The sequence below is a fragment of the Tomitella gaofuii genome (assembly GCF_014126825.1).
GTDB classification, from domain to species: Bacteria; Actinomycetota; Actinomycetes; order Mycobacteriales; family Mycobacteriaceae; genus Tomitella; species Tomitella gaofuii.
Genome location: NZ_CP059900.1, coordinates 3,355,799 through 3,373,792, shown reverse-complemented (window position 1 = coordinate 3,373,792; position 17,994 = coordinate 3,355,799). Strand labels below are relative to the sequence as shown.

14 protein-coding genes and 2 tRNA genes are annotated in these 17,994 nt (G+C 71.2%); 9 read left to right on the top strand and 7 right to left on the bottom strand.

The window, feature by feature from the left end; genetic code table 11:
- The first annotated feature begins 95 nt into the window (after positions 1-95).
- Both H4F70_RS15730 and nudC read left to right on the top strand, forming a co-directional pair.
- Positions 96-1,172, top strand: a complete 1,077-nt coding sequence (locus tag H4F70_RS15730; RefSeq protein ID WP_182357861.1) for a potassium channel family protein — start codon at positions 96-98, stop codon at positions 1,170-1,172.
- A gap of 52 nt (positions 1,173-1,224) precedes the next feature.
- Entirely contained in the window at positions 1,225-2,163 is a 939-nt protein-coding gene (gene nudC / locus H4F70_RS15725; protein WP_182357860.1) for an NAD(+) diphosphatase, read from the top strand.
- Between the two features lie 61 nt (positions 2,164-2,224).
- Here the strand turns inward: nudC and H4F70_RS15720 are convergent, their stop codons facing one another.
- On the bottom strand, positions 2,225-2,503 hold the full coding sequence (locus tag H4F70_RS15720) for a mycoredoxin (RefSeq protein ID WP_235681148.1): 279 nt from the start codon (positions 2,501-2,503) through the stop codon (positions 2,225-2,227).
- Between the two features lie 120 nt (positions 2,504-2,623).
- Between H4F70_RS15720 and H4F70_RS20865 the strand changes: the two genes are divergently transcribed.
- Both H4F70_RS20865 and H4F70_RS15715 read left to right on the top strand, forming a co-directional pair.
- On the top strand, positions 2,624-2,746 hold the full coding sequence (locus H4F70_RS20865; protein ID WP_268968336.1) for a hypothetical protein: 123 nt from the start codon (positions 2,624-2,626) through the stop codon (positions 2,744-2,746).
- 92 nt (positions 2,747-2,838) lie between these two features.
- The gene (locus H4F70_RS15715; protein WP_276520845.1) at positions 2,839-4,959 is read left to right on the top strand and encodes an ATP-dependent DNA helicase UvrD2; all 2,121 of its coding nucleotides are present in this window, start codon (positions 2,839-2,841) and stop codon (positions 4,957-4,959) included.
- 41 nt (positions 4,960-5,000) lie between these two features.
- Here the strand turns inward: H4F70_RS15715 and H4F70_RS15710 are convergent, their stop codons facing one another.
- Both H4F70_RS15710 and H4F70_RS15705 read right to left on the bottom strand, forming a co-directional pair.
- Complete coding sequence (locus H4F70_RS15710) at positions 5,001-6,323, bottom strand: ABC1 kinase family protein (protein ID WP_182357857.1); 1,323 nt, start codon at positions 6,321-6,323, stop codon at positions 5,001-5,003.
- A gap of 11 nt (positions 6,324-6,334) precedes the next feature.
- A complete protein-coding gene (locus H4F70_RS15705) occupies positions 6,335-7,336 on the bottom strand; it encodes a hypothetical protein (protein WP_182357856.1) in 1,002 nt (333 codons plus the stop codon).
- 145 nt (positions 7,337-7,481) lie between these two features.
- Between H4F70_RS15705 and H4F70_RS15700 the strand changes: the two genes are divergently transcribed.
- Entirely contained in the window at positions 7,482-8,060 is a 579-nt protein-coding gene (locus tag H4F70_RS15700; protein ID WP_235681147.1) for a M48 metallopeptidase family protein, read from the top strand.
- 19 nt (positions 8,061-8,079) lie between these two features.
- Here the strand turns inward: H4F70_RS15700 and H4F70_RS15695 are convergent, their stop codons facing one another.
- On the bottom strand, positions 8,080-9,639 hold the full coding sequence (locus H4F70_RS15695) for a zinc-dependent metalloprotease (protein WP_182357854.1): 1,560 nt from the start codon (positions 9,637-9,639) through the stop codon (positions 8,080-8,082).
- A gap of 136 nt (positions 9,640-9,775) precedes the next feature.
- On the opposite strand from H4F70_RS15695, the gene H4F70_RS15690 reads away from it, so the two are divergent.
- Complete coding sequence (locus H4F70_RS15690; protein ID WP_182346693.1) at positions 9,776-10,825, top strand: YlbL family protein; 1,050 nt, start codon at positions 9,776-9,778, stop codon at positions 10,823-10,825.
- Positions 10,826-10,875: 50 nt separating this feature from the next.
- On the opposite strand, the gene H4F70_RS15685 is transcribed toward H4F70_RS15690, so the two are convergent.
- Positions 10,876-11,457: a PPA1309 family protein gene (locus H4F70_RS15685; RefSeq protein WP_182357853.1), complete on the bottom strand. Its 582-nt coding sequence runs from the start codon at positions 11,455-11,457 to the stop codon at positions 10,876-10,878.
- 302 nt (positions 11,458-11,759) lie between these two features.
- Here H4F70_RS15685 and H4F70_RS15680 point away from each other — a divergent pair, with 302 nt between their 5' ends.
- The 3 genes from H4F70_RS15680 (at position 11,760) to H4F70_RS15670 (ending at position 15,513) form a co-directional block, all read left to right on the top strand.
- On the top strand, positions 11,760-14,756 hold the full coding sequence (locus tag H4F70_RS15680) for a UPF0182 family protein (protein ID WP_182346695.1): 2,997 nt from the start codon (positions 11,760-11,762) through the stop codon (positions 14,754-14,756).
- 112 nt (positions 14,757-14,868) lie between these two features.
- Positions 14,869-14,945: transfer RNA gene (locus H4F70_RS15675), tRNA-Met, on the top strand.
- A 494-nt stretch (positions 14,946-15,439) separates the two neighbouring features.
- Positions 15,440-15,513 (top strand) — tRNA-Met (locus H4F70_RS15670).
- Positions 15,514-15,621: 108 nt separating this feature from the next.
- On the opposite strand, the gene H4F70_RS15665 is transcribed toward H4F70_RS15670, so the two are convergent.
- Together H4F70_RS15665 and H4F70_RS15660 are read right to left on the bottom strand one after the other, a co-directional pair.
- Positions 15,622-16,065, bottom strand: a complete 444-nt coding sequence (locus tag H4F70_RS15665; RefSeq protein WP_182357852.1) for a hypothetical protein — start codon at positions 16,063-16,065, stop codon at positions 15,622-15,624.
- Between the two features lie 70 nt (positions 16,066-16,135).
- Entirely contained in the window at positions 16,136-17,815 is a 1,680-nt protein-coding gene (locus tag H4F70_RS15660) for an acyl-CoA synthetase (RefSeq protein WP_182357851.1), read from the bottom strand.
- Between the last annotated feature and the right edge of the window lie 179 nt (positions 17,816-17,994).

The following is a 17,994-nucleotide window of genomic DNA, read 5'->3' as shown; positions in this document are numbered from 1 at the left end:
GATGACCCCGGATACCCCGCCGCCGGGACACCGCGCGCCGGGCGGGCTACGCTGCCCCGTTATGAGCAATCGCGTGCACGGCGGGATCGGCTGCGATGGCCGGTAGCCTCGGCCCCGGACGGATCCGCAGACGGCTGTTCCTCGACGACGAGCTGACGGACCGCCCGGACTACGACCTGGTCAACATCGTCCGCGTCCCGATGCGGCCGGTCAGCCCGTCCCGCAGCATCATCGTGCGAGTGGTGCTGGGCGTCGGGATGATCGTCCTGTCGGGATTCATCATCTACCTGCAGCGCGACGGCTACCAGGACGTCGCGGGCAAACCGATGACACTGCTCGATTCGATGTACCACGCGACGGTGTCGGTGACCACCACCGGCTTCGGCGACATCTCGCCGGTCAGCGAGTCGGCACGTCTGGTCAACATCCTCGTCATCACGCCGCTGCGGATGGCGTTCCTGGTGATCCTGGTCGGCACGACCATCGAGGTGCTCACGGAGCGGTCCCGCCAGGCGTTCAAGATCCAACGTTGGAGGCAGAGGTTGCGCGATCACACGGTCGTCATCGGATACGGAACGAAGGGGCGCGCAGCGGTGGACGCGCTCACCGGCGACGGCGTGCCGCCCGGCGAGATCGTCGTCGTCGACACCGACGCGGCGGTCCTCGAGAAGGCCTCGCACGCGGGGCTCGTCACCGTGCAGGGGTCCGGCAGCAAGGCGGACGTGCTGCGGCTCGCCGGCGCGCAGCGGGCCGCCGCGGTCATCGTCGCCGCCAACCGCGACGACACCGCAGTGCTCGTCACCCTCACCGCGCGCGAGGTGGCGCCCAAGGCGAAGATCGTCGCGGCGGTGCGCGAATCCGAGTACACGCACCTGCTCGAGCAGTCCGGGGCGGACTCCGTCGTCGTCTCCTCGGCGACGGCGGGCCGTCTGCTGGGAGTGGCCACCTCCACGCCCAACGTCGTCGACATGATCGAGGACCTCCTCACCCCGGACGAAGGTTTCGCCATCGCCGAACGCGAGGTGGAACCCGACGAGGTGGGCGGTTCGCCGCGGCATCTGCGCGACATCGTCCTCGCGGTGGTCCGCAACGGTGAGATGCTGCGCGCCGGCACCGCCGACGTCGACTCGATCGAGGAGAACGACCGGCTGCTCTACATCCGGAAGGCCTGACGCTCGGGGCCGGGTGGCCCTGACCCACGGCGCCGGATGGCACAGTGGGCACGTGACTCCCTTCGCACTGCACCGGCCGCCCCTGCTGTCCCGTGACGCCACCGACCCGCTCGACCGGATCGACCGCACGGATGCCGCGGCCCTCGACGCAGCCTGGCCTGCCGCGCGGGTGCTGAGGGTGGGCGGCCGCGGCAAAGTGCGCACCGACGGGGCACACATCCGCCTCGACCCGGCGATGGACGTCGCCGCCGCGCGGCCGGCCGGTGCGGTGCTCGTCGGCGGCGACGCGGGTCGATTGGTGTGGGCCGTGGCGGAGCCCGGCCTCGACTCGGCGCCCGTGCCCGGAGAGTTCGACATCGACGTGTCGCTCGGAGACCTGCGCACCCACGGCACCGTGTTCGGGGCGGTGGAGAACAGGTGGTTGGTCACCGCTCTGGCGCTGCTCAACTGGCACCGCGGCGCCGGATTCTGCGCGCGCGACGGCGCCGCCACCGTGCCCGTCAACGCGGGGTGGGTGCGGGTGTGCGAGGAGTGCGGACGCGAGGAATACCCCCGCACCGACCCGGCCATCATCTGCCTGGTGCACGACGACGCCGACCGGGTACTGCTCGCCCGCCAGCCCAGCTGGCCGGAGCGCCGCTTCTCGGTGCTCGCAGGGTTCGTCGAAGCGGGCGAGTCGCTCGAGGCGTGCGTGGCGCGCGAGATCGGCGAGGAGGTGGGCGTGCCGGTGCGCGACGTCCGCTACCTGGGCAGCCAGCCGTGGCCGTTCCCCCGCTCGATCATGCTGGGGTTCAGTGCGACGGCCGATCCGGGCGCGCCCGTCCGGTTCCGCGACGGCGAGATCGCCGAGGCGCGCTGGTTCACGCGGGACGAGGTGCGTGACGCCCTCGCACTGGGGGATTGGGCCGCAGACACCGCCGCGCCGCTGCTGCTGCCCGGCAGCATCTCCATCGCGCGGGGGATGATCGAGTCCTGGGTGGACCCGCGCTGACACGCTGCGGCCGGGTGTTCGGCGGGCGGGCGGCCCGCCGGACCGCCCGACCCCGGAACGGTCAATCGCGTGCAAGCCCCAACCGGCGTCGCACGCCCTTGAACGGCGGATTGGTCACCACTTCGCCGTTGGGGAAGTGCACGGTGGGCACCACGTGGTTGCCGTCGTTGACGGAGGCGACGAACTCGGCCGCCTCGGGCTGCTGCTCGATGTCGATCTCGACGAACTCGATGCCGTCGGATCGCAGGTCGGCCTTCAGCTTGAGGCAGAAGGGACACCAGTCGGTGGTGTAGACGGTCAGGGTTACGGGTGCCGCGGGCGCGGCCGTCTCGGTGCTCACGTTCTGCACAACGCGGGCGGCGCGCGGGGTGTTCCGTGCCGGTGACGGCATGTGACCGATGCGGCGCCCGGCCGTCGCCGGAACATCGGGGGCGGACCACCCGGACGGTGACTGTCGGGGGTGGCTGCGATGATGGCGGAATGGGACGGACAGGCGGCATGGGGGCTGTGGGAACAGGGGCCGCAGTACCAGGGGCCGCAGTACCAGGGGGCGCAGAACCAGGGGCCGAAGGAACCGGGGTGACGGGAGCAGGGGTGACAGGAACAGGGGTCATGGGAGCCGGAACCGTCGGAGCAGGCACGATCGGAGCAGGGAACGGCCGCACGGACGCGGCGCTGCAGGGGCTGGACCCCGAGCAGACCGCCGCCGTGCTCGCGCCGCGCGGGCCCGTGTGCGTGCTGGCCGGGGCGGGCACCGGCAAGACCCGCACGATCACCCGCCGCATCGCGCACCTTGTCGCCCACGGCCACGTCGCGGCGGGCCAGGTGCTGGCGGTGACGTTCACCGCGCGGGCCGCGGGGGAGATGCGGATGCGCCTGCGCGCGCTCGGGGTGGACGGCGGCGGCGGTGCCGTGCAGGCGCGCACGTTCCACGCCGCTGCGCTGCGCCAGCTCAAGTACTTCTGGCCGCGGGTGGTCGGCGAGGTGGACTGGCAACTGCTCGACCGCAAGTTCGCCGCGGTGGGGCAGGCGGCGTCGAGGGTCGGGGCGCCCACCACGAAGGAGTCGGTGCGCGATCTCGCGGGCGAGATCGAGTGGGCGAAGTCCTCGCTGATCGTCCCCGAGCAGTACGCGGTCGCGGCGGCGCGCCTGCACCGCGACACGCCCGCGCCACCGGAGCAGGTGGCCGCGGTGTATGCGGGGTACGAGGAGCTCAAGGCGTCCTCGACCCTGCTCGACTTCGACGACCTCCTCCTGCACACCGCCGCCGCCCTGGAGGAGAACTCGTCGGTGGCCGAGGAGTTCCGCGACCGCTACCGGTGCTTCGTGGTGGACGAGTACCAGGACGTCACGCCGCTGCAGCAGCGCGTGCTGGACGCGTGGCTGGGCCCGCGCGACGACCTGACGGTGGTCGGCGACGCCAACCAGACCATCTACTCCTTCGCCGGCGCGTCGCCGCAGCACCTGCTCGACTTCTCGCGCAGGTTCCCCGATGCCACCGTTGTCCGCCTCGAACGCGACTACCGTTCCACACCGCAGGTGGTCGACCTGGCCAACAAGACGATCGGCGCGGCGCGCGGCCGCATCGCGGGCACCCGCCTCAAGCTGGTCGGACAGCGACCGCCCGGGCCCGAGCCGAGGTTCAACGAGTACGACGACGAGCCGGCCGAGGCGGTGGCCGTCGCGCAGCGCATCGCCGCCCTGATCAAGGACGGCACCCCCGCCTCCGAGATCGCGGTGCTCTACCGCATCAACGCGCAATCGGAACAGTTCGAGAATGCGCTCACCGAGGCCGGCATCCCCTACCAGGTGCGCGGCGGCGAGGGCTTCTTCCAGCGCCAGGAGATCCGGCAGGCGGCGGACGCGCTGCGCCGGACGGCGGCGCGCGACGACCTCCCCGAGGGGGCGGACAGCGGCGAGAACCTCATCGCACTGGTGCGCGCCGCCCTCGCGCCGCTCGGCCTGACCGACGCCGAGCCGCCCGGCGCGCAGGCGCGCGAGCGGTGGACGTCGCTGTGCTCGCTCGTGTCGCTCGCCGAGGAGCTGCGTGTCCACGAGCCCGACCTCACGCTCGACGGACTCCTGCGTGAACTGGGCCGGCGTGCGGACTCACGTCATCCCCCCGTGGTCGAAGGGGTCACGCTGGCCTCCCTGCACGCGGCGAAGGGGCTCGAATGGGACGCGGTGTTCCTGGCGGGGGTCACCGACGGGATGCTGCCCATCACCCACGCGCTCGGCTCGGGCGGCGCGCCCGACGACGAGGCGGCGGTGGAGGAGGAGCGGCGGCTGCTGTACGTCGGGGTGACGCGGGCGCGCGTGCACCTGTCGCTGTCGTGGGCGCTGGCGCGCAACGAGGGCGGACGCAAGACCCGCCGGCGTTCGCGATTCCTGCACGGGCTCATCCCCGACTCGTCACCGGCGTCGAAAATCGCGCCCCCGCGGCGCGAGCGCAAGCGCGCCCGCTGCCGGATCTGCGGCAAGGCCCTGGTGGGTGCCACCGACACCAAGCTGGGGCGCTGCGCGGGCTGCCCGTCGGACCTCGACGACGACGTGTTCGCCGCGCTCAAGGATTGGCGGCGGGACAAGTCCCGCGAGCTCGACGTGCCCGCGTTCGTGATCTTCACCGACGCCACGCTCACGGCCATCGCGGAGCAGTTGCCGACGGGCGACCGGGCGCTCACCGCCATACCCGGCATCGGCGCGGCCAAGCTCGAGCGATTCGGCCGCGATGTGCTGGCGATCGTGGCGGGCGACCGGCCGCCGGGCACGGACGGCGCGCCGCCCGAACCCGCCTGACCCGACCCCGCCTCTGCACGACCCCGCCCGGCGGGGAGGGGTCAGCGCACCGGGTCGTCCACCATCTCCGGCGCCCAGCGCCGGATCACCGAGAGAAACGGCGCCTCGGCGTCGAGCTGGCACAAAATGGCCACCGAGCCGCTCAGCACGCGGTGGATCATCAGGTAGTCGGCGGGCAGCGTGAACGCGCGGCTGGTCTGGAACTCCTTGCCGCGCAGGTTGGTGTACGTCTCCGCGATGCCCTGCATCCAGGCACGGTCGAAGCGGAAGGTCTCCTGGCGCAGCGGCTCGACGAACGGCCGCAGGAACTGCATCGCGTCCTCCGCCGAGAGCCTGTCGCCCCGCCCGACGTACCCGGCCATCGTCATCAGCGAGACCAGATCGTCGGGGCGGTCCTGCACCGCCAGGCGCACCATGTCGGTGAGCACCTTGGGCAGGCCGTCCGGCAGTTCCACGGCCGCGCCGAAGTCGATCACGCCCAGACGTCCGCCCCCGGTGATCATGAAGTTCCCCGGGTGCGGATCGGTGTGCATCAGGCCCACCCGGGCCGGGGAGGAGAAGTGGAACTCGCACAGCCGCAGTGCCGCGTCGTTGCGCTCATCGGGGGTGCCCTCGGCGATCGTGTGCGCCAAGGGTGTTCCCTCGAGCCATTCGCTGACGAGCACCTTGGGCGCGCTGGCGACGACGCGCGGAATCGAGATCAGCGGGTCACCGGCGAACTCCGCGGCGAACCGCCGCTGGTAGCCGGCCTCGATGCGGTAGTCGAGCTCCTCCTCGGCGCGCGTGGTCAACTCGTCCACCAGGGCCCGGACGTCCGTGCCGGGCGCGAACGGTCGGAAGACCGGGGTGAGCCGCCGCAACTGGCGCAGGTCCGCGCGCAGCGCCTCGTCCGCACCCGGATACTGGACCTTCACCGCGACGTCCCGCCCGTCGGCCCAGACGGCCCGGTGCACCTGGCCGATGCTGGCGGCGGCGGCCGGGACCTCATCGAATTCGGCGAACCGCGAGCGCCACGCCGTGCCCAACTGGTGGTCGAGCACGTGGTACACGGCCGAAGGCTGCATGGGCGGGGCGTCGCGCTGGAGCTTGGTGAGCGCCTCGCGGTACGGCTCGGCGAGCTCGTCCGGCATGGCGGCCTCGAACACGCTCATCGCCTGCCCGAGCTTCATGGCTCCGCCCTTGAGTTCGCCGAGTACGGCGAAGAGCTGCTCGGCGGCCTTCTCTGCGAGATCGGCGTTGATCTCCTCGGCCGTCTGGCCGCTCAGTCGCCGCCCGAGTCCCGCCGCGGCTCGTCCCGCGATCCCCAGGGGCAACGACGCGAGTCTTGCGGTGCGCGCGGCACCGTGGCGAGGAATGTCAGACACGGGACCATTGTTCACGATCGGGGCGGGGGAGTCGCGTTACCCCCGGTGAGGGCGCTCCCCGGCGCTCCGTCGGCCGTCGCGGACTGCGTGGCGCGGCACGGGCACTCGGGGTGCGGGAGCCAGGGGGAAGTGGTCACCGACGTGCCGCCGGGGCCCACCGCCACCTGGCGGCCGGATCCCGCGGGCACATCAGCAGCAAGCGTCCGGGCGGGGCTCGCGGCGAGCAGGTAGGTCCGGAGCAGGTCCGCCGTCACGCCTACGGTGACCATGATCGTGGGCGCGTCACCGTGCCCGCGCCGGCCCATCTGCTGGACCATGAGCCGTGGCCAGGCCGGGTCGCGGTCGCGCCGGTGCAGGTCGCCACAGCCCAGGCACGCCGTGCGCCCGGGCAGCACCACAGGGCCCACGACGCCGTAACCGTCCCGCAGACGCACGTGCATGTGCGGCATCGCGGCCTCGTGGAGCATCCGCCGGATCCCCGGCTCGACGACGGCCTGGCCCGCCAGGATCGTCACCGACGACGCGGCCGCCGCCACGGAGGACTCGTCGTCGGGGTGCGTGCCCGAGGCGCGGACTCGCACACCGATGGCGGGAAGGTGCTCTCGGAGCCTGTCCGCCAGCGGGCCGGCGCCGTGGACAGTGATCATGCTGCGGGGGACACGTTCCTCGGGGCCCAAGGTGAGCAGCCCGGCCCGGGTGAGCTCGTCGAGGATCGGTCCGGCGTGGGCGAGGGGCAGGCCGGTGCGGCGCAACGCACGGTCGAGCCGGGTGGACCCGTCCAGCTGGCGCAGCAGCGCCGCGAGGGGCCGTGGCCCGAAGCCGGTCGGCGGCCGCACCACCACGGCCAGCGCGGGTGACATGCCGATCTGTACCGTGCCGTCGCCGCGCAACAGCACCGGGAAGCGTGCGTCGAGGCGCGGGGTGGAGCGGAACAGTCGGCGCTCTGCGGAGGTGGGTCTGCGTCGTGGCGGCGCGGCGTCGGCGCCGGTCGCCATGGTTCTCGGTGCGGCCATGACCCGACTGTGCCACCCGACCGCCCCGGTCCGGCCGCGCGCAGAGCGGTTATCCACAGGCCGCCATGGTCGTCTTCCTGGGGAAACGGAGGGCCGGGGAATCTGGTGCGACCGGCGGCGCCGGCAGCGCGCTAGCGTCAGGGGCGTGAGTGTGCAGGGGAAGGTCGAGATCCGCAGGAGCGTGCGCCGCAAGCGCACCGTCAGCGCGCGTCGCGAGGGGGACATGACGGTGATCCTCATGCCGGCAGGGCTGTCGGCGGCGCGCGAGGCGGAGCTGGTCGAGGACATGCTCGGCAAGCTGGAACGCTCGGAGCGGCGCCGGCGCGGCCGGGCGGGCGTGGGCGACGAGGCGCTCATGACGCGGGCGAAGGAGATGTCGGAGCGATGGCTCGGCGGGGCCGCGCAGCCGGCCTCCGTCCGATGGGTGCCGGTGATGCGGTCGCGGTGGGCATCGTGCACGCAGACGGACGGGACCATCCGCGTGAGCGAGGCGGCACGGGGGTTTCCCGCGTACGTCCTCGACTACCTGCTGGTGCACGAGCTGGCGCACCTGGTGGCGCCGGGCGGGCACACCCCGCGATTCTGGGAGCTGGTGCGGCGCTACCCGCGCACCGAACGCGCCATCGGGTACCTCGAGGCCAGTTCGGCGGCCCTGCGCGATCCCGCGTCCGCGCGCGCGTGGGACGCGGACGACGGCGCTGCGGCGTGCGACGGGGCCGGCTGACCCGCCGGTCCCGTCGCGGTCACCGCCCGTCGTTCGAGTCGTCCCCGTCGTCCGGTTTCGCCTCGTCGCCCTCGTTCGGGCCGCTGTCGTTCAGGCCGCCTCCGTCAGGGGCACCGCCCGTACCGCCGCCGTCGCGGGAGCGTTCTTCCTCGATCCGCAGCACCTCGGCGATCGGATCGTCCATCGCCGAGGTGTCCCCGCCGATCGCGCGGTCGATGAATCCGGCGGGGTCGTCGAGGTCGCCGGCGTCGGGGAGCAGATCGGGGTGCCCCCACACCGCGTCGCGCTGTTCGATGCCGGCGTCCCGGGTCAGCCGCGACCACAGCGCCGACGCCTCGCGGAGCTTGCGCGGGCGCAGTTCCAAGCCCACCAGGTTGGCGAACGTCTGCTCCGCGGGGCCGCCCGACGCCCTCCTGCGGCGCAGCGTCTCGCCCAGCGCGTCGGCACCGGGGATGCGGTCGTCGAGCGCGTCGTGCACCACGGTGGCGACCCACCCCTCGACGAGCGCCAGCAGCACCTCCAGCCGCTCCAGGGCGGCCTTCTGCTCCGGAGTGTCCTTGGGTGTGAACGTGCCCTCCTGCATCAGGCCCTCGAGAGCGCTCGGGTCCATCAGCGCCGACGGGTCGAGCCCGCGCGCGGCCTCTTCGATGGCGGAGAAGTCCACGGTGATGCCGCGGGCGTACGCGTCGACCGCGTCGAACAGGCGCTGTGCCAGCCAGGGGACGTGGCTGAACAGCCGCTGATGCGCGGCCTCGCGGGCGGCCAGGAAGATCAGCACCTCCGAGCGGGGCCTGTCGAGACCTTCGCCGAAGGCGGTGATCGCCTCCGGCATCAGGGCGGCGGTGCCCACCGGGCCCAGTGGCAGTCCGATCTCCGTCGAGGTGAGGACCTCGACCGACAGCTGCGCGAGCCCCTGGCCGAGCTGCGCGCCGAACGCCATCCCGCTCATCTGCGTGATCATGCCCATCATGGGTCCGGCCATCTGCGCGGCCTCTTCCGGCAGCGCGCCCGACCACATGGTCGACATCTGCCGGGCCACCGGATCGCACAGCTTCTTCCAGCTCTCGAAGGTGTTGTCCACCCACTCGGCGGGGGTCCACACATCGGTCTTGGAGACGCCGGACGGCAACGTGGTGGCGGCGTCCAACCACAGCTCGCCCAGCCGCACCGCGTCCTCCGCGGCCTTGCGCTGCTCGGACGAGACCGGGCCCTTGTGGGGGATCTGCTGGTGCGCCGTGCGGGTCGCGAGCTCGTAGTTGACGGGGCCTTGCGCGCCGGCCTGCCCGGAGCTCATCGCCCCGCCCATTCCGCTGAGCATCTGGCCGAACTGCGAGAGCATCTGGCCGAGCATCGCCGGATCGAACTCCTGGCCACCGGGCCCACCCTGGCCGGGTTGGCCGCCCGGCAGGCCGAACATGCCGAAGCCGAACGGCGACCCGCCCTGGCCGGACCCGCCCTGGCCGCTCCCGGACCCGCCCTGGCCGGACGCGTCACCGCTTGAGGACTCGTCGCGACCGCGGCGCTCGGGGTCGTCGCCGGAGTCGTCGGAATTCGAGAAGCCGAACGGCACGTCACTCATGCCTCAACGGTACAAGCTCGACCGGCCGGAGCGCCGACTCTGCGGCCGGTCACGCTCACGGCGAACACACCGCCCCCGGCGGGGCCGGGACCCCTGGAATCGGCGACCGCCGCACCCCCTCTATATCGTGGGCCGGGTGAGTCGACGCATCCTGACGCTGATCGCGCTGTTCGTTCCGCTGGTCTTGCTGGTCGTGCTCGGCTTCACCGTCACGGTGCCGTTCGTGGCGATGGGGCCGGGGCCCACGTTCAACACGCTCGGGGACGTCACGTTGCAGCAGCAGGACGGCTCCACCGAAGAGGTTCCGGTGGTGGAGGTCGAGGGCGTGCCCGTCGACCCCGTCAGCGGCCATCTCAACATGACCACCGTCGCGGTCCGGGACCAGATCACGCTGTTCGACGCGCTGGGCCTGTGGGCGGGCGGAGCCAACGGCGTGGTGCCGCGTGACGAGGTGTATTCGCCGGGCAAGTCGGAGGAGCAGATCCGCGAGCACAATCAGGCGGCGTTCAGCGAGTCGGAGCATAGCGCCGCCGTCGCGGCGATGCGCCACCTGGGCTTGTCGCAGGTGGTGGTGAAACAGATCGTGCAGCACAGCGGGGCCGAGGGGGTGCTGGAGCCGGGCGACGTGATCACCGCCGTCGACGGGACCGACGTGACCACGGCGTCGCAGCTCACCGATCTGATCTCGGCGCATGCGCCCGGCGAGACGGTCGACGTGGCCTTCCGGCGGGGGGACGCCGAAAAGACTGTGACGGTGACCCTCTCCGCGTCGTCGGACCCGGCGGCGTCCGGGGGCGTCCTGGGCATCACCGTGGCGGACACCGTCCCCTCCGACATCGACGTCACCTTCAACCTCACCGACATCGGCGGCCCGTCCGCCGGCCTGATGTTCTCGCTGGCGCTGGTGGACAAGCTCAGCCCGGGCGAGCTGAGCGGCGGGGAGTTCGTCGCCGGCACCGGGACGATCGATCCGTCGGGCCAGGTGGGGCCCATCGGCGGCATCCCCTACAAGATGCGAGCGGCACGCGACGCCGGATCGACGGTGTTCCTCGTCCCGGCGGGCAACTGCTCCGAGGCCGTGCGGCACGCTCCGGACGGCCTGACCCTGGTCAAGGTCGACACCCTCGACGACGCGATCTCCGGGCTGCAGGCGCTGGAAGCCGGGCGGCCGGCGCCGCACTGCTGACGGGCGCAGCACCGCCGTCAGCTGCTGGACCGTTCACCGCGCCTCGCGGATCACCGGTCGTCGTCGGGGACATCCGCGTCGAAGGTCGCCTGCAGCGCGGAGATCAGGTCGTCGCCCAGGCCCTCGTAGCGCAGCAGCTCCACCGCGTCGGGATCGCCGTCGCCTGCGCCATCCTCGCCCCCGCCGTCCGGGGACGGCCGCATCTGCAGCAGGCTCAGCCCGCCGCCCTCCCGCAACGCGGCCGTGTACTGGCGGGCGGAGCGACGGCGCGGATCGCGCGCGGCCGCGTCCGGGTCCGCATCGGCTCCCGGGGGCAGCACCACGATCTCGCGCACGAGCAGACAGCCGGCCACCGCGTCCGGCCACGACACCCCGGAGAGGATCTCGCCGAGCGCCGCGGGGTGCAGGTCGGCGTCGTCGTAGAGCGGTTCCTGCTCGACCGGCGTCAGCCCCGCGTCGTCGAGATGATCGAGCAGCGCGGGGTCGGTCTCGGCGAGGACGGCCGTGGGCACCAGTGCGTACAGCCGGGGCGGCTCGCCCCACGGATCGCCCTCGGCCGTGATGAACTCGGCCACCTCGCGGATGCTCCGTCCGAGGTCGTTCACGCCGGCATCGGCACGGTCGGCACTCATACGTCCATCCTCGCACCCCGGCCGGGGAACCTCTCCGCCTCCCCGGTCGTTGGTCGGGTGACCCGTGATTCCGCCCGTGTCGGGGCGGTTCCGTAGAGTCGTATCCGACCACAGGACGTGTGGCGGGGTGTGTGCTGCCAGGCACGGGCCGGTCCGCGCGGCGGCCGGCGCCCGGCAGGGCACACGGGCAGAGGATCGAGGTCCCGCCGGCGCGCGGAAAGCGCCTTCGGGAAGCGGCATGGAGTCCTCCGGCGCGGCGCCGGGCGGGGCTGCGGCCGTCCTACGAGGATGGAGAGAAAGTCGTGAGCGTGCGGCCGCCAGGCAGTGTCCCCAGGCTGTCCCGTAGGTCCAAGATCCTCATCGGGATCGGAGTGGCGCTGATCGTGCTGCTCCTGGTGGGCCCCCGGCTCATCGACACCTACATCAGCTGGGAGTGGTTCAAGAGCCTCGGGTTCGGCTCCGTCTACAGCACGGTGCTGTGGACGCGCATCATCACTTTCCTGGTCGTCGGCCTCGTCGTCGGCGGGATCATCTTCGCCGCGATCGTGCTGGCCTACCGGATGCGGCCGGTGTTCGTGCCGATGGCGGGCGAGCACGACGTGCTCGCCCGGTACCGGGCACTGGTGATGTCGCGGCGCAAGACCTTCGGCCTCGCGGTACCCGTCCTCGTCGGCCTGATCAGCGGGCTGGTCGCGCAGAGCGACTGGCAGATGATCCAGCTGTTCCTGCACGCGAAGCCGTTCGACGAGTCGGTGAACGACCCGCAGTTCGACAAGAACATCGGCTTCTACGCCTTCGAGCTGCCGTTCATCAAGTTCGTGCTGACCTGGCTCTTCGTGGCGCTGATCGTGTCGTTCTTCGCCTCCCTGGTCACGCACTACCTGTTCGGCGGCATCCGGCTCGCCGGCCGTTCTGGCAACCTCACGCGCGCCGCACGCGCGCAGCTGGCCATCATCGCCGGGGTCTTCCTGCTGCTCAAGGCGGTGGCCTACTGGTTCGACCGGTACTCGCTGCTCTCCAGCACGGACAAGTACCCGATGTTCACGGGCGCCGGCTACACCGACATCAACGCGGTGCTGCCCAGCAAGATGATCCTGCTGGCCATCGCCGTGATCTGTGCCGCCGTGTTCTTCGCCGCGATCGTCCTGCGCGACCTCCGCATCCCGGCCCTGGCGGTGGCGCTCATGGTGTTCTCGTCGGTGATCATCGGCGCGGTGTACCCGCTGATCGTCGAGCAGTTCTCGGTCAAGCCCAACGCGGCGCAGAAGGAGGCCGAGTACATCAAGCGGAACATCACCGCCACCCGCGCCGCCTACGGGATCACCGACGCCAACGTGGACTACGTCAAGTATGCGGGCGTGGGCAGCAAGAGCCCGCAGGACGTGCCCGCGGACGAGACGACGGTGGAGAATCTGCGTCTGCTCGACCCCAACATCATCTCGCCCACCTTCACCCAGCAGATGCAGCTGAAGAACTTCTACGGCTTCCCGAAGACACTGAGCATCGACCGCTACAAAGTGGACGGCGAGATGCGCGATTTCATCGTCGCCGCGCGCGGGCTGAACCCGCAGAGCCTCACCGGCAACCAGACGGACTGGATCAATAAGCACACCGTCTACACGCACGGCAACGGATTCGTGGCCGCGCAGGCGAACACGATCCGCACCGGCGGCGACGGGGACGGCGACGCCGGCGGCTACCCCGTCTACCAGGTCAGCGACCTGAGCACGAAGCCCACCATCCCGGCGCTGGAGGTGGACAACCCGCGGATCTACTTCGGCGAGCTCATCTCGAACACCCCCGACGACTACGCCATCGTCGGCGCGGCCGGCGACGAACCCCGTGAATACGATTCGGAGACGGGCGAGCGCTACACCTACGAGGGCTCTGCCGGTGTGTCCGTCGGCAACTGGTTCAACCGTCTCGCGTTCGCCGTCAAATACACCGAACGCAACTTCCTGTTCTCCGACGCGATCGGCGACGATTCGAAGATCCTGTTCAACCGCGACCCGCGCGACCGCGTCAAGAAGGTCGCGCCGTGGCTGACCACGGACACCTCGGCGTACCCGGCGGTGATCGACGGCAAGATCAAGTGGATCGTCGACGCCTACACGACGCTGGAGAACTACCCCTACGCGCAGCGCAGTTCGCTCGCCGGGCTGATGACCGACAGCATCGATGCCGCCACGGGCCGGCCGCTGCCGCAAAAGGAGGTGTCCTACATCCGCAACTCGGTGAAGGCCACCGTGGACGCGTTCGACGGCACGGTCACCCTGTACCAGGTGGACCAGTCCGACCCGGTCCTCAACACCTGGATGGACGTGTTCCCGGGAGTGGTCAAGCCGGAGAGCGCGATCAGCCCCGAGCTGCGTGCCCACTTCCGGTACCCGGAGGACCTGTTCAAGGTGCAGCGCGAGATGCTGGCGAAGTACCACGTGGACGACCCGAACGAGTTCTTCACCAACAACGCGTTCTGGTCGGTGCCCAGCGATCCGACGTCCGACACCGACGCCAACCAGCCGCCGTATTACGTGCTGCGCGGCGACCCGCAGACGGCCGAGCCGCAGTTCGACCTGACGAGCCCGATGCGCGGGTACCAGCGCGAGTTCTTGTCCGCGTACATCTCGGTGTCGTCGGACCCGAAGACCTACGGGCAGTTCACCGTTCTGACGCTGCCCACCAACACGCAGACGCAGGGCCCGGGCCAGATGCAGAACTCGATGACCTCGGACTCCAAGGTCTCGCAGGACGTCGCGCTGCTGGGTCAGACGAACACGCTCACCTTCGGCAACCTGCTGACGCTGCCGATCGCCGACGGCGGCATCCTGTACGTCGAGCCGCTGTACACCGAGCAGAAGTCGACCTCCGGCAATACATTCCCGCGCCTGTCGCGGGTGCTCATGAGCTACACGGATCCCAACGGCGTGGTGAAGGTGGGGTACGCGCCCACCGCATCCGAGGCGCTGAAGCAGATCTTCGGTCCCGGCGTGGCTAACCTGGCCACCCGCGAGGTCGACGAGGGCGGCGCCCCCGTGGAGCCGGCACCGACCCCGGCGCCCGGCGGCGACCAGGCCGGGGGCGGGGCACCGAGCCCGTCGCCTTCGCCGACCCCTGCCCCGACGACACCGCCGCCCGCGCGGGGTGACGAGCAGGCCGCGGTACAGGGAATCGACTCGGCGCTGAAGAACCTGCAGTCGGCGCAGTCGAGCGGCAACTTCGGCGACTACGGCAAGGCGCTCGAGAACCTCCAGAAGGCGATCGAGAACTACGAGAAGGTGACCGGGAACACTGGTGGCTGACCGGGCATGACTGTGCGGTTCCGCCTCGAAATCCCTGATGGGAAGGATGATTTCAGGGATTCGGGGCGGATTTGCCCGCGGCTCGTATGGCCGTGTAACGTGGTTCTCGCAACGCGGGGTGGAGCAGCTCGGTAGCTCGCTGGGCTCATAACCCAGAGGTCGTAGGTTCAAATCCTGCCCCCGCTACCACTGAAAAGTCCGGGCCGGTCGTCACGACCGGCCCGGACTTTTCGCTGTCCACGTGTTGTCCAGTCGGGGGCGGGGTGCTGTGCGGGTGCTGCGAGCCGGCGGACAGGGCGTGCGTCGGCGGCCGGGGCTGGCGCGCATCTTCCGTCCGGCGAGCCCGCCGCCTGTTCGCGGGCGTGTCCGCCAACGGCGAGTCGTTCTGCAGCGTGCGCGCCGTTCCCGAGGGGTTATTCCGCCCACCCGCTCGCGGGTGGGGGACCGGCTCGCTGCTCGAACGTGATCCCGCTCGCAGGAGCGGGGCCGGCTCGCGGCCTGACGGGGATCGTGCCCGCGTATGGGGGACCGGCTCGCACGCTGTGGGTCGGCGCGCGAATCACCCTCGGCGGCAACGGATGCGTGACCGTCGGTGTTTTCCCGGCACGCCCGCCGGATCCGTGGCCGGCCCCGGTGGCCCGATTCGTGAAGGCGGGGCGGACCGTGTACTGTAGGAGACGCAACGCGGGGTGGAGCAGCTCGGTAGCTCGCTGGGCTCATAACCCAGAGGTCGTAGGTTCAAATCCTGCCCCCGCTACTGGCCAGGCCCGGGAGATCACGATCTCCCGGGCCTGAGTGCATTCCAGATGGGTGATCGCGCCCGGTGGGGCGGCGCCCACCGGGCCGAACGGAGCACCCGACCGCACTACTGGTCGTCGGCCAGGCCCCCGGACCGCAGGAACTCGTTGATGTCCTGCGAGGGCACATTCCCGCCCACGTCGGGCAGGAGACCCCGCGCCCGGAGATCGGCGTAGATCCGCCTGTTCTCTGCGAGATACCACTGCTCCCGCTCCGCGTTCTCCACGGGATCCTCCGCCATCGGGTAGCCGCCGTACGGAACGGCGATGTCCTCGGTCGTCCCGTCGGCGAAGTACCGGCAGGCATGTGCGCCGGGGTGCCGGTGCTCCCAGAGGAGGTCGAGGTACTCGCGACCGGTGTCGTCCCGGCCCCAGGCCCAGCCGATGTGCAGGGCGCGGTGGAACGAGTGGCCGTTCTCCCGGGCGGCGACGTCCTCCGGGGTGACGGCGCAGTAGTTCGGCGGGATCGGCGCGAGCGCGGCGTTGGCGCAGGCGATGCGGGCTTCGTCCATGGCGCACAGCATGCCGCACGGGTCCGACAGGAAGCCCCTGCCCGCGCACCCGGCCTGTACGCCCGCGGCTCTACAGTTCGGCGACCTTGCGCTTGAGCAGCTTGCCGGTGGCGTTGCGGGGCAGCCGGTCGACGAAGACGATCTCGCGCGGCACCTTGTACCGCGCCAGGTTGGCCTTGACGTACTCCTTGAGTTCGTCGGCCTTCGCCTGAGCCGCGTCGCCCTCGGGCACCCCGTCGGCCAGCGCGACTGCGGCGCGCAGCCGGTGCCCGAAGTCGGCGTCGGGCACGCCCACCACGGCGGCCTCGTGGACGTCGTCGCGTTCCACCAGGAGGTTCTCCACTTCGAGAGGGAAGACGTTCTCGCCGCCGGAGACGATCATGTCGTCGTCGCGTCCCTCGATGAACAGCAGTCCGTCGCGGTCGAAATGGCCGACGTCGCCGGAGGAGAGCAGGCCGTCGATCATCACCTTGTTGCGGCCGTCGGTGTAGCCGCCGAAGCTGAGCCCGCTGCGCACGAAGATCCTGCCCGTCACATCGGGGGCGGTGATCTCCCGGTCGTCCGCGTCGTAGAGCCGCACTTCGCAGGTGACCGGCGGGCGGCCGGCGGTGCCGGGCGCCCGCCGCAGGTCCTCGGGTGTCGCGACGGTGGCGACGGCCACCTCCGTCGAACCGTAGAGGTTGTAGAGCACGGGGCCGAACACCTCCTCGGTGCGCCGGCTGAGGTCGGGCGAGATCGCCGAGCCGGCGGCGAAGATGATGCGCAGCGTCGAGGTGTCGTACCGGCTCAGCACCTCGGGGCCCAGGTCGATGATGCGCTGCAGCATGGTGGGGACCACGATCAGCGCGTCGGCCTTGTGCTCTGCGATGCCGACGAGCGTGCGTTCCGGGTCGAACTTGCGGCTGAAGATCACCGTGCAGCCCAGCGCGATCGAAAGGATGAACTGCGAGACGCCGGTGCCGTGGAAAATCGGTGCCGCCATGAACGTGACGCCGCCCTTGCGCAGCGGGATGCGGTCCAGGAACTGCGCGGAAGCGAACACGGTGAGTCTGTCGCGTGGGGCGCCCTTGGGCGTGCCTGTGGTGCCGCTGGTGAGGAGCACGAAGCCGCCCGGTTTGGCGGGGGCGGGCAGCGATTCGCTGGAGTGTTCTGCGATCAGCGTGAACACCGACGGCACGGGCCCGGCGCCCCGGGCCCCGGAGCGCGCGGCGCCGTCGGTCCAGGCCGAGTACCGTGCCAGGTCGTCGGGAAGCGCGCTGAGCAGCTCGGTGAACTCGTCGTCGTACACCAGCGCGCGCACGTCCTCCCGCCGCGCGACGTCGGCGAGCTGGGGGCCGGCGAAGCCGGTGTTGAACATGACCAGGCGCGCGCCGATCTTGCCGCTGGCGAGCATGGTGAGGACCAGTCCGCGGTGATCGCGGCACAGCGCGGCTATCACCGAACCCTGGCCCAGTCCGTCCGCCTGCCACGCCCGTGCCAGCGCGTTGGACTGTTCGTCGAGTTCGCGGAAGGTCAGCGGGCCGAGCTCGTCGATGATGGCGGCCCGGCCGGGAGTGAGCGCCGCGGCGTGCTTGGCTGCGCCGACGAACGGCCCGAACCTGCTCAGCGCGATCAGCGAGTGCACGCCGTGGTCGAGGCGGGGGAAGGGAACCAGTCCGGCGCGTTGCATCACACGCACGCTGCGGGCGACCTCCATGGCCTTGCCCCCGTAGTGTGCGAACAGATCGGTCGGCGCGGTCTTCTGGATCATGCGTATACCTTCCCCGCGGGAGCTTCCTGATCGGCGGCAGCGCAACCGCAGCGACGGACGGCGGCGCGGTTGCAGCGCCCCGTCGCGCTCAGCGCCGGCGCCGCAGGAATTGTCTGTGACGCTCGGTGCACGTGCCGGGTTTCACCCTATGGCCTGAAACTCTATCGATGGGCGAGGGG

Coding starts and splice junctions, on each gene's coding strand:
- H4F70_RS15685 (WP_182357853.1), bottom strand. CDS start 11,457: ATGAGTGCCGACCGTGCCGATGCCGGCGTGAACGACCTCGGACGGAGC.
- H4F70_RS15730 (WP_182357861.1), top strand. CDS start 96: ATGGCCGGTAGCCTCGGCCCCGGACGGATCCGCAGACGGCTGTTCCTC.
- H4F70_RS15660 (WP_182357851.1), bottom strand. CDS start 17,815: ATGATCCAGAAGACCGCGCCGACCGATCTGTTCGCACACTACGGGGGC.
- H4F70_RS15705 (WP_182357856.1), bottom strand. CDS start 7,336: ATGGCCGCACCGAGAACCATGGCGACCGGCGCCGACGCCGCGCCGCCA.
- H4F70_RS15665 (WP_182357852.1), bottom strand. CDS start 16,065: ATGGACGAAGCCCGCATCGCCTGCGCCAACGCCGCGCTCGCGCCGATC.
- H4F70_RS15695 (WP_182357854.1), bottom strand. CDS start 9,639: ATGAGTGACGTGCCGTTCGGCTTCTCGAATTCCGACGACTCCGGCGAC.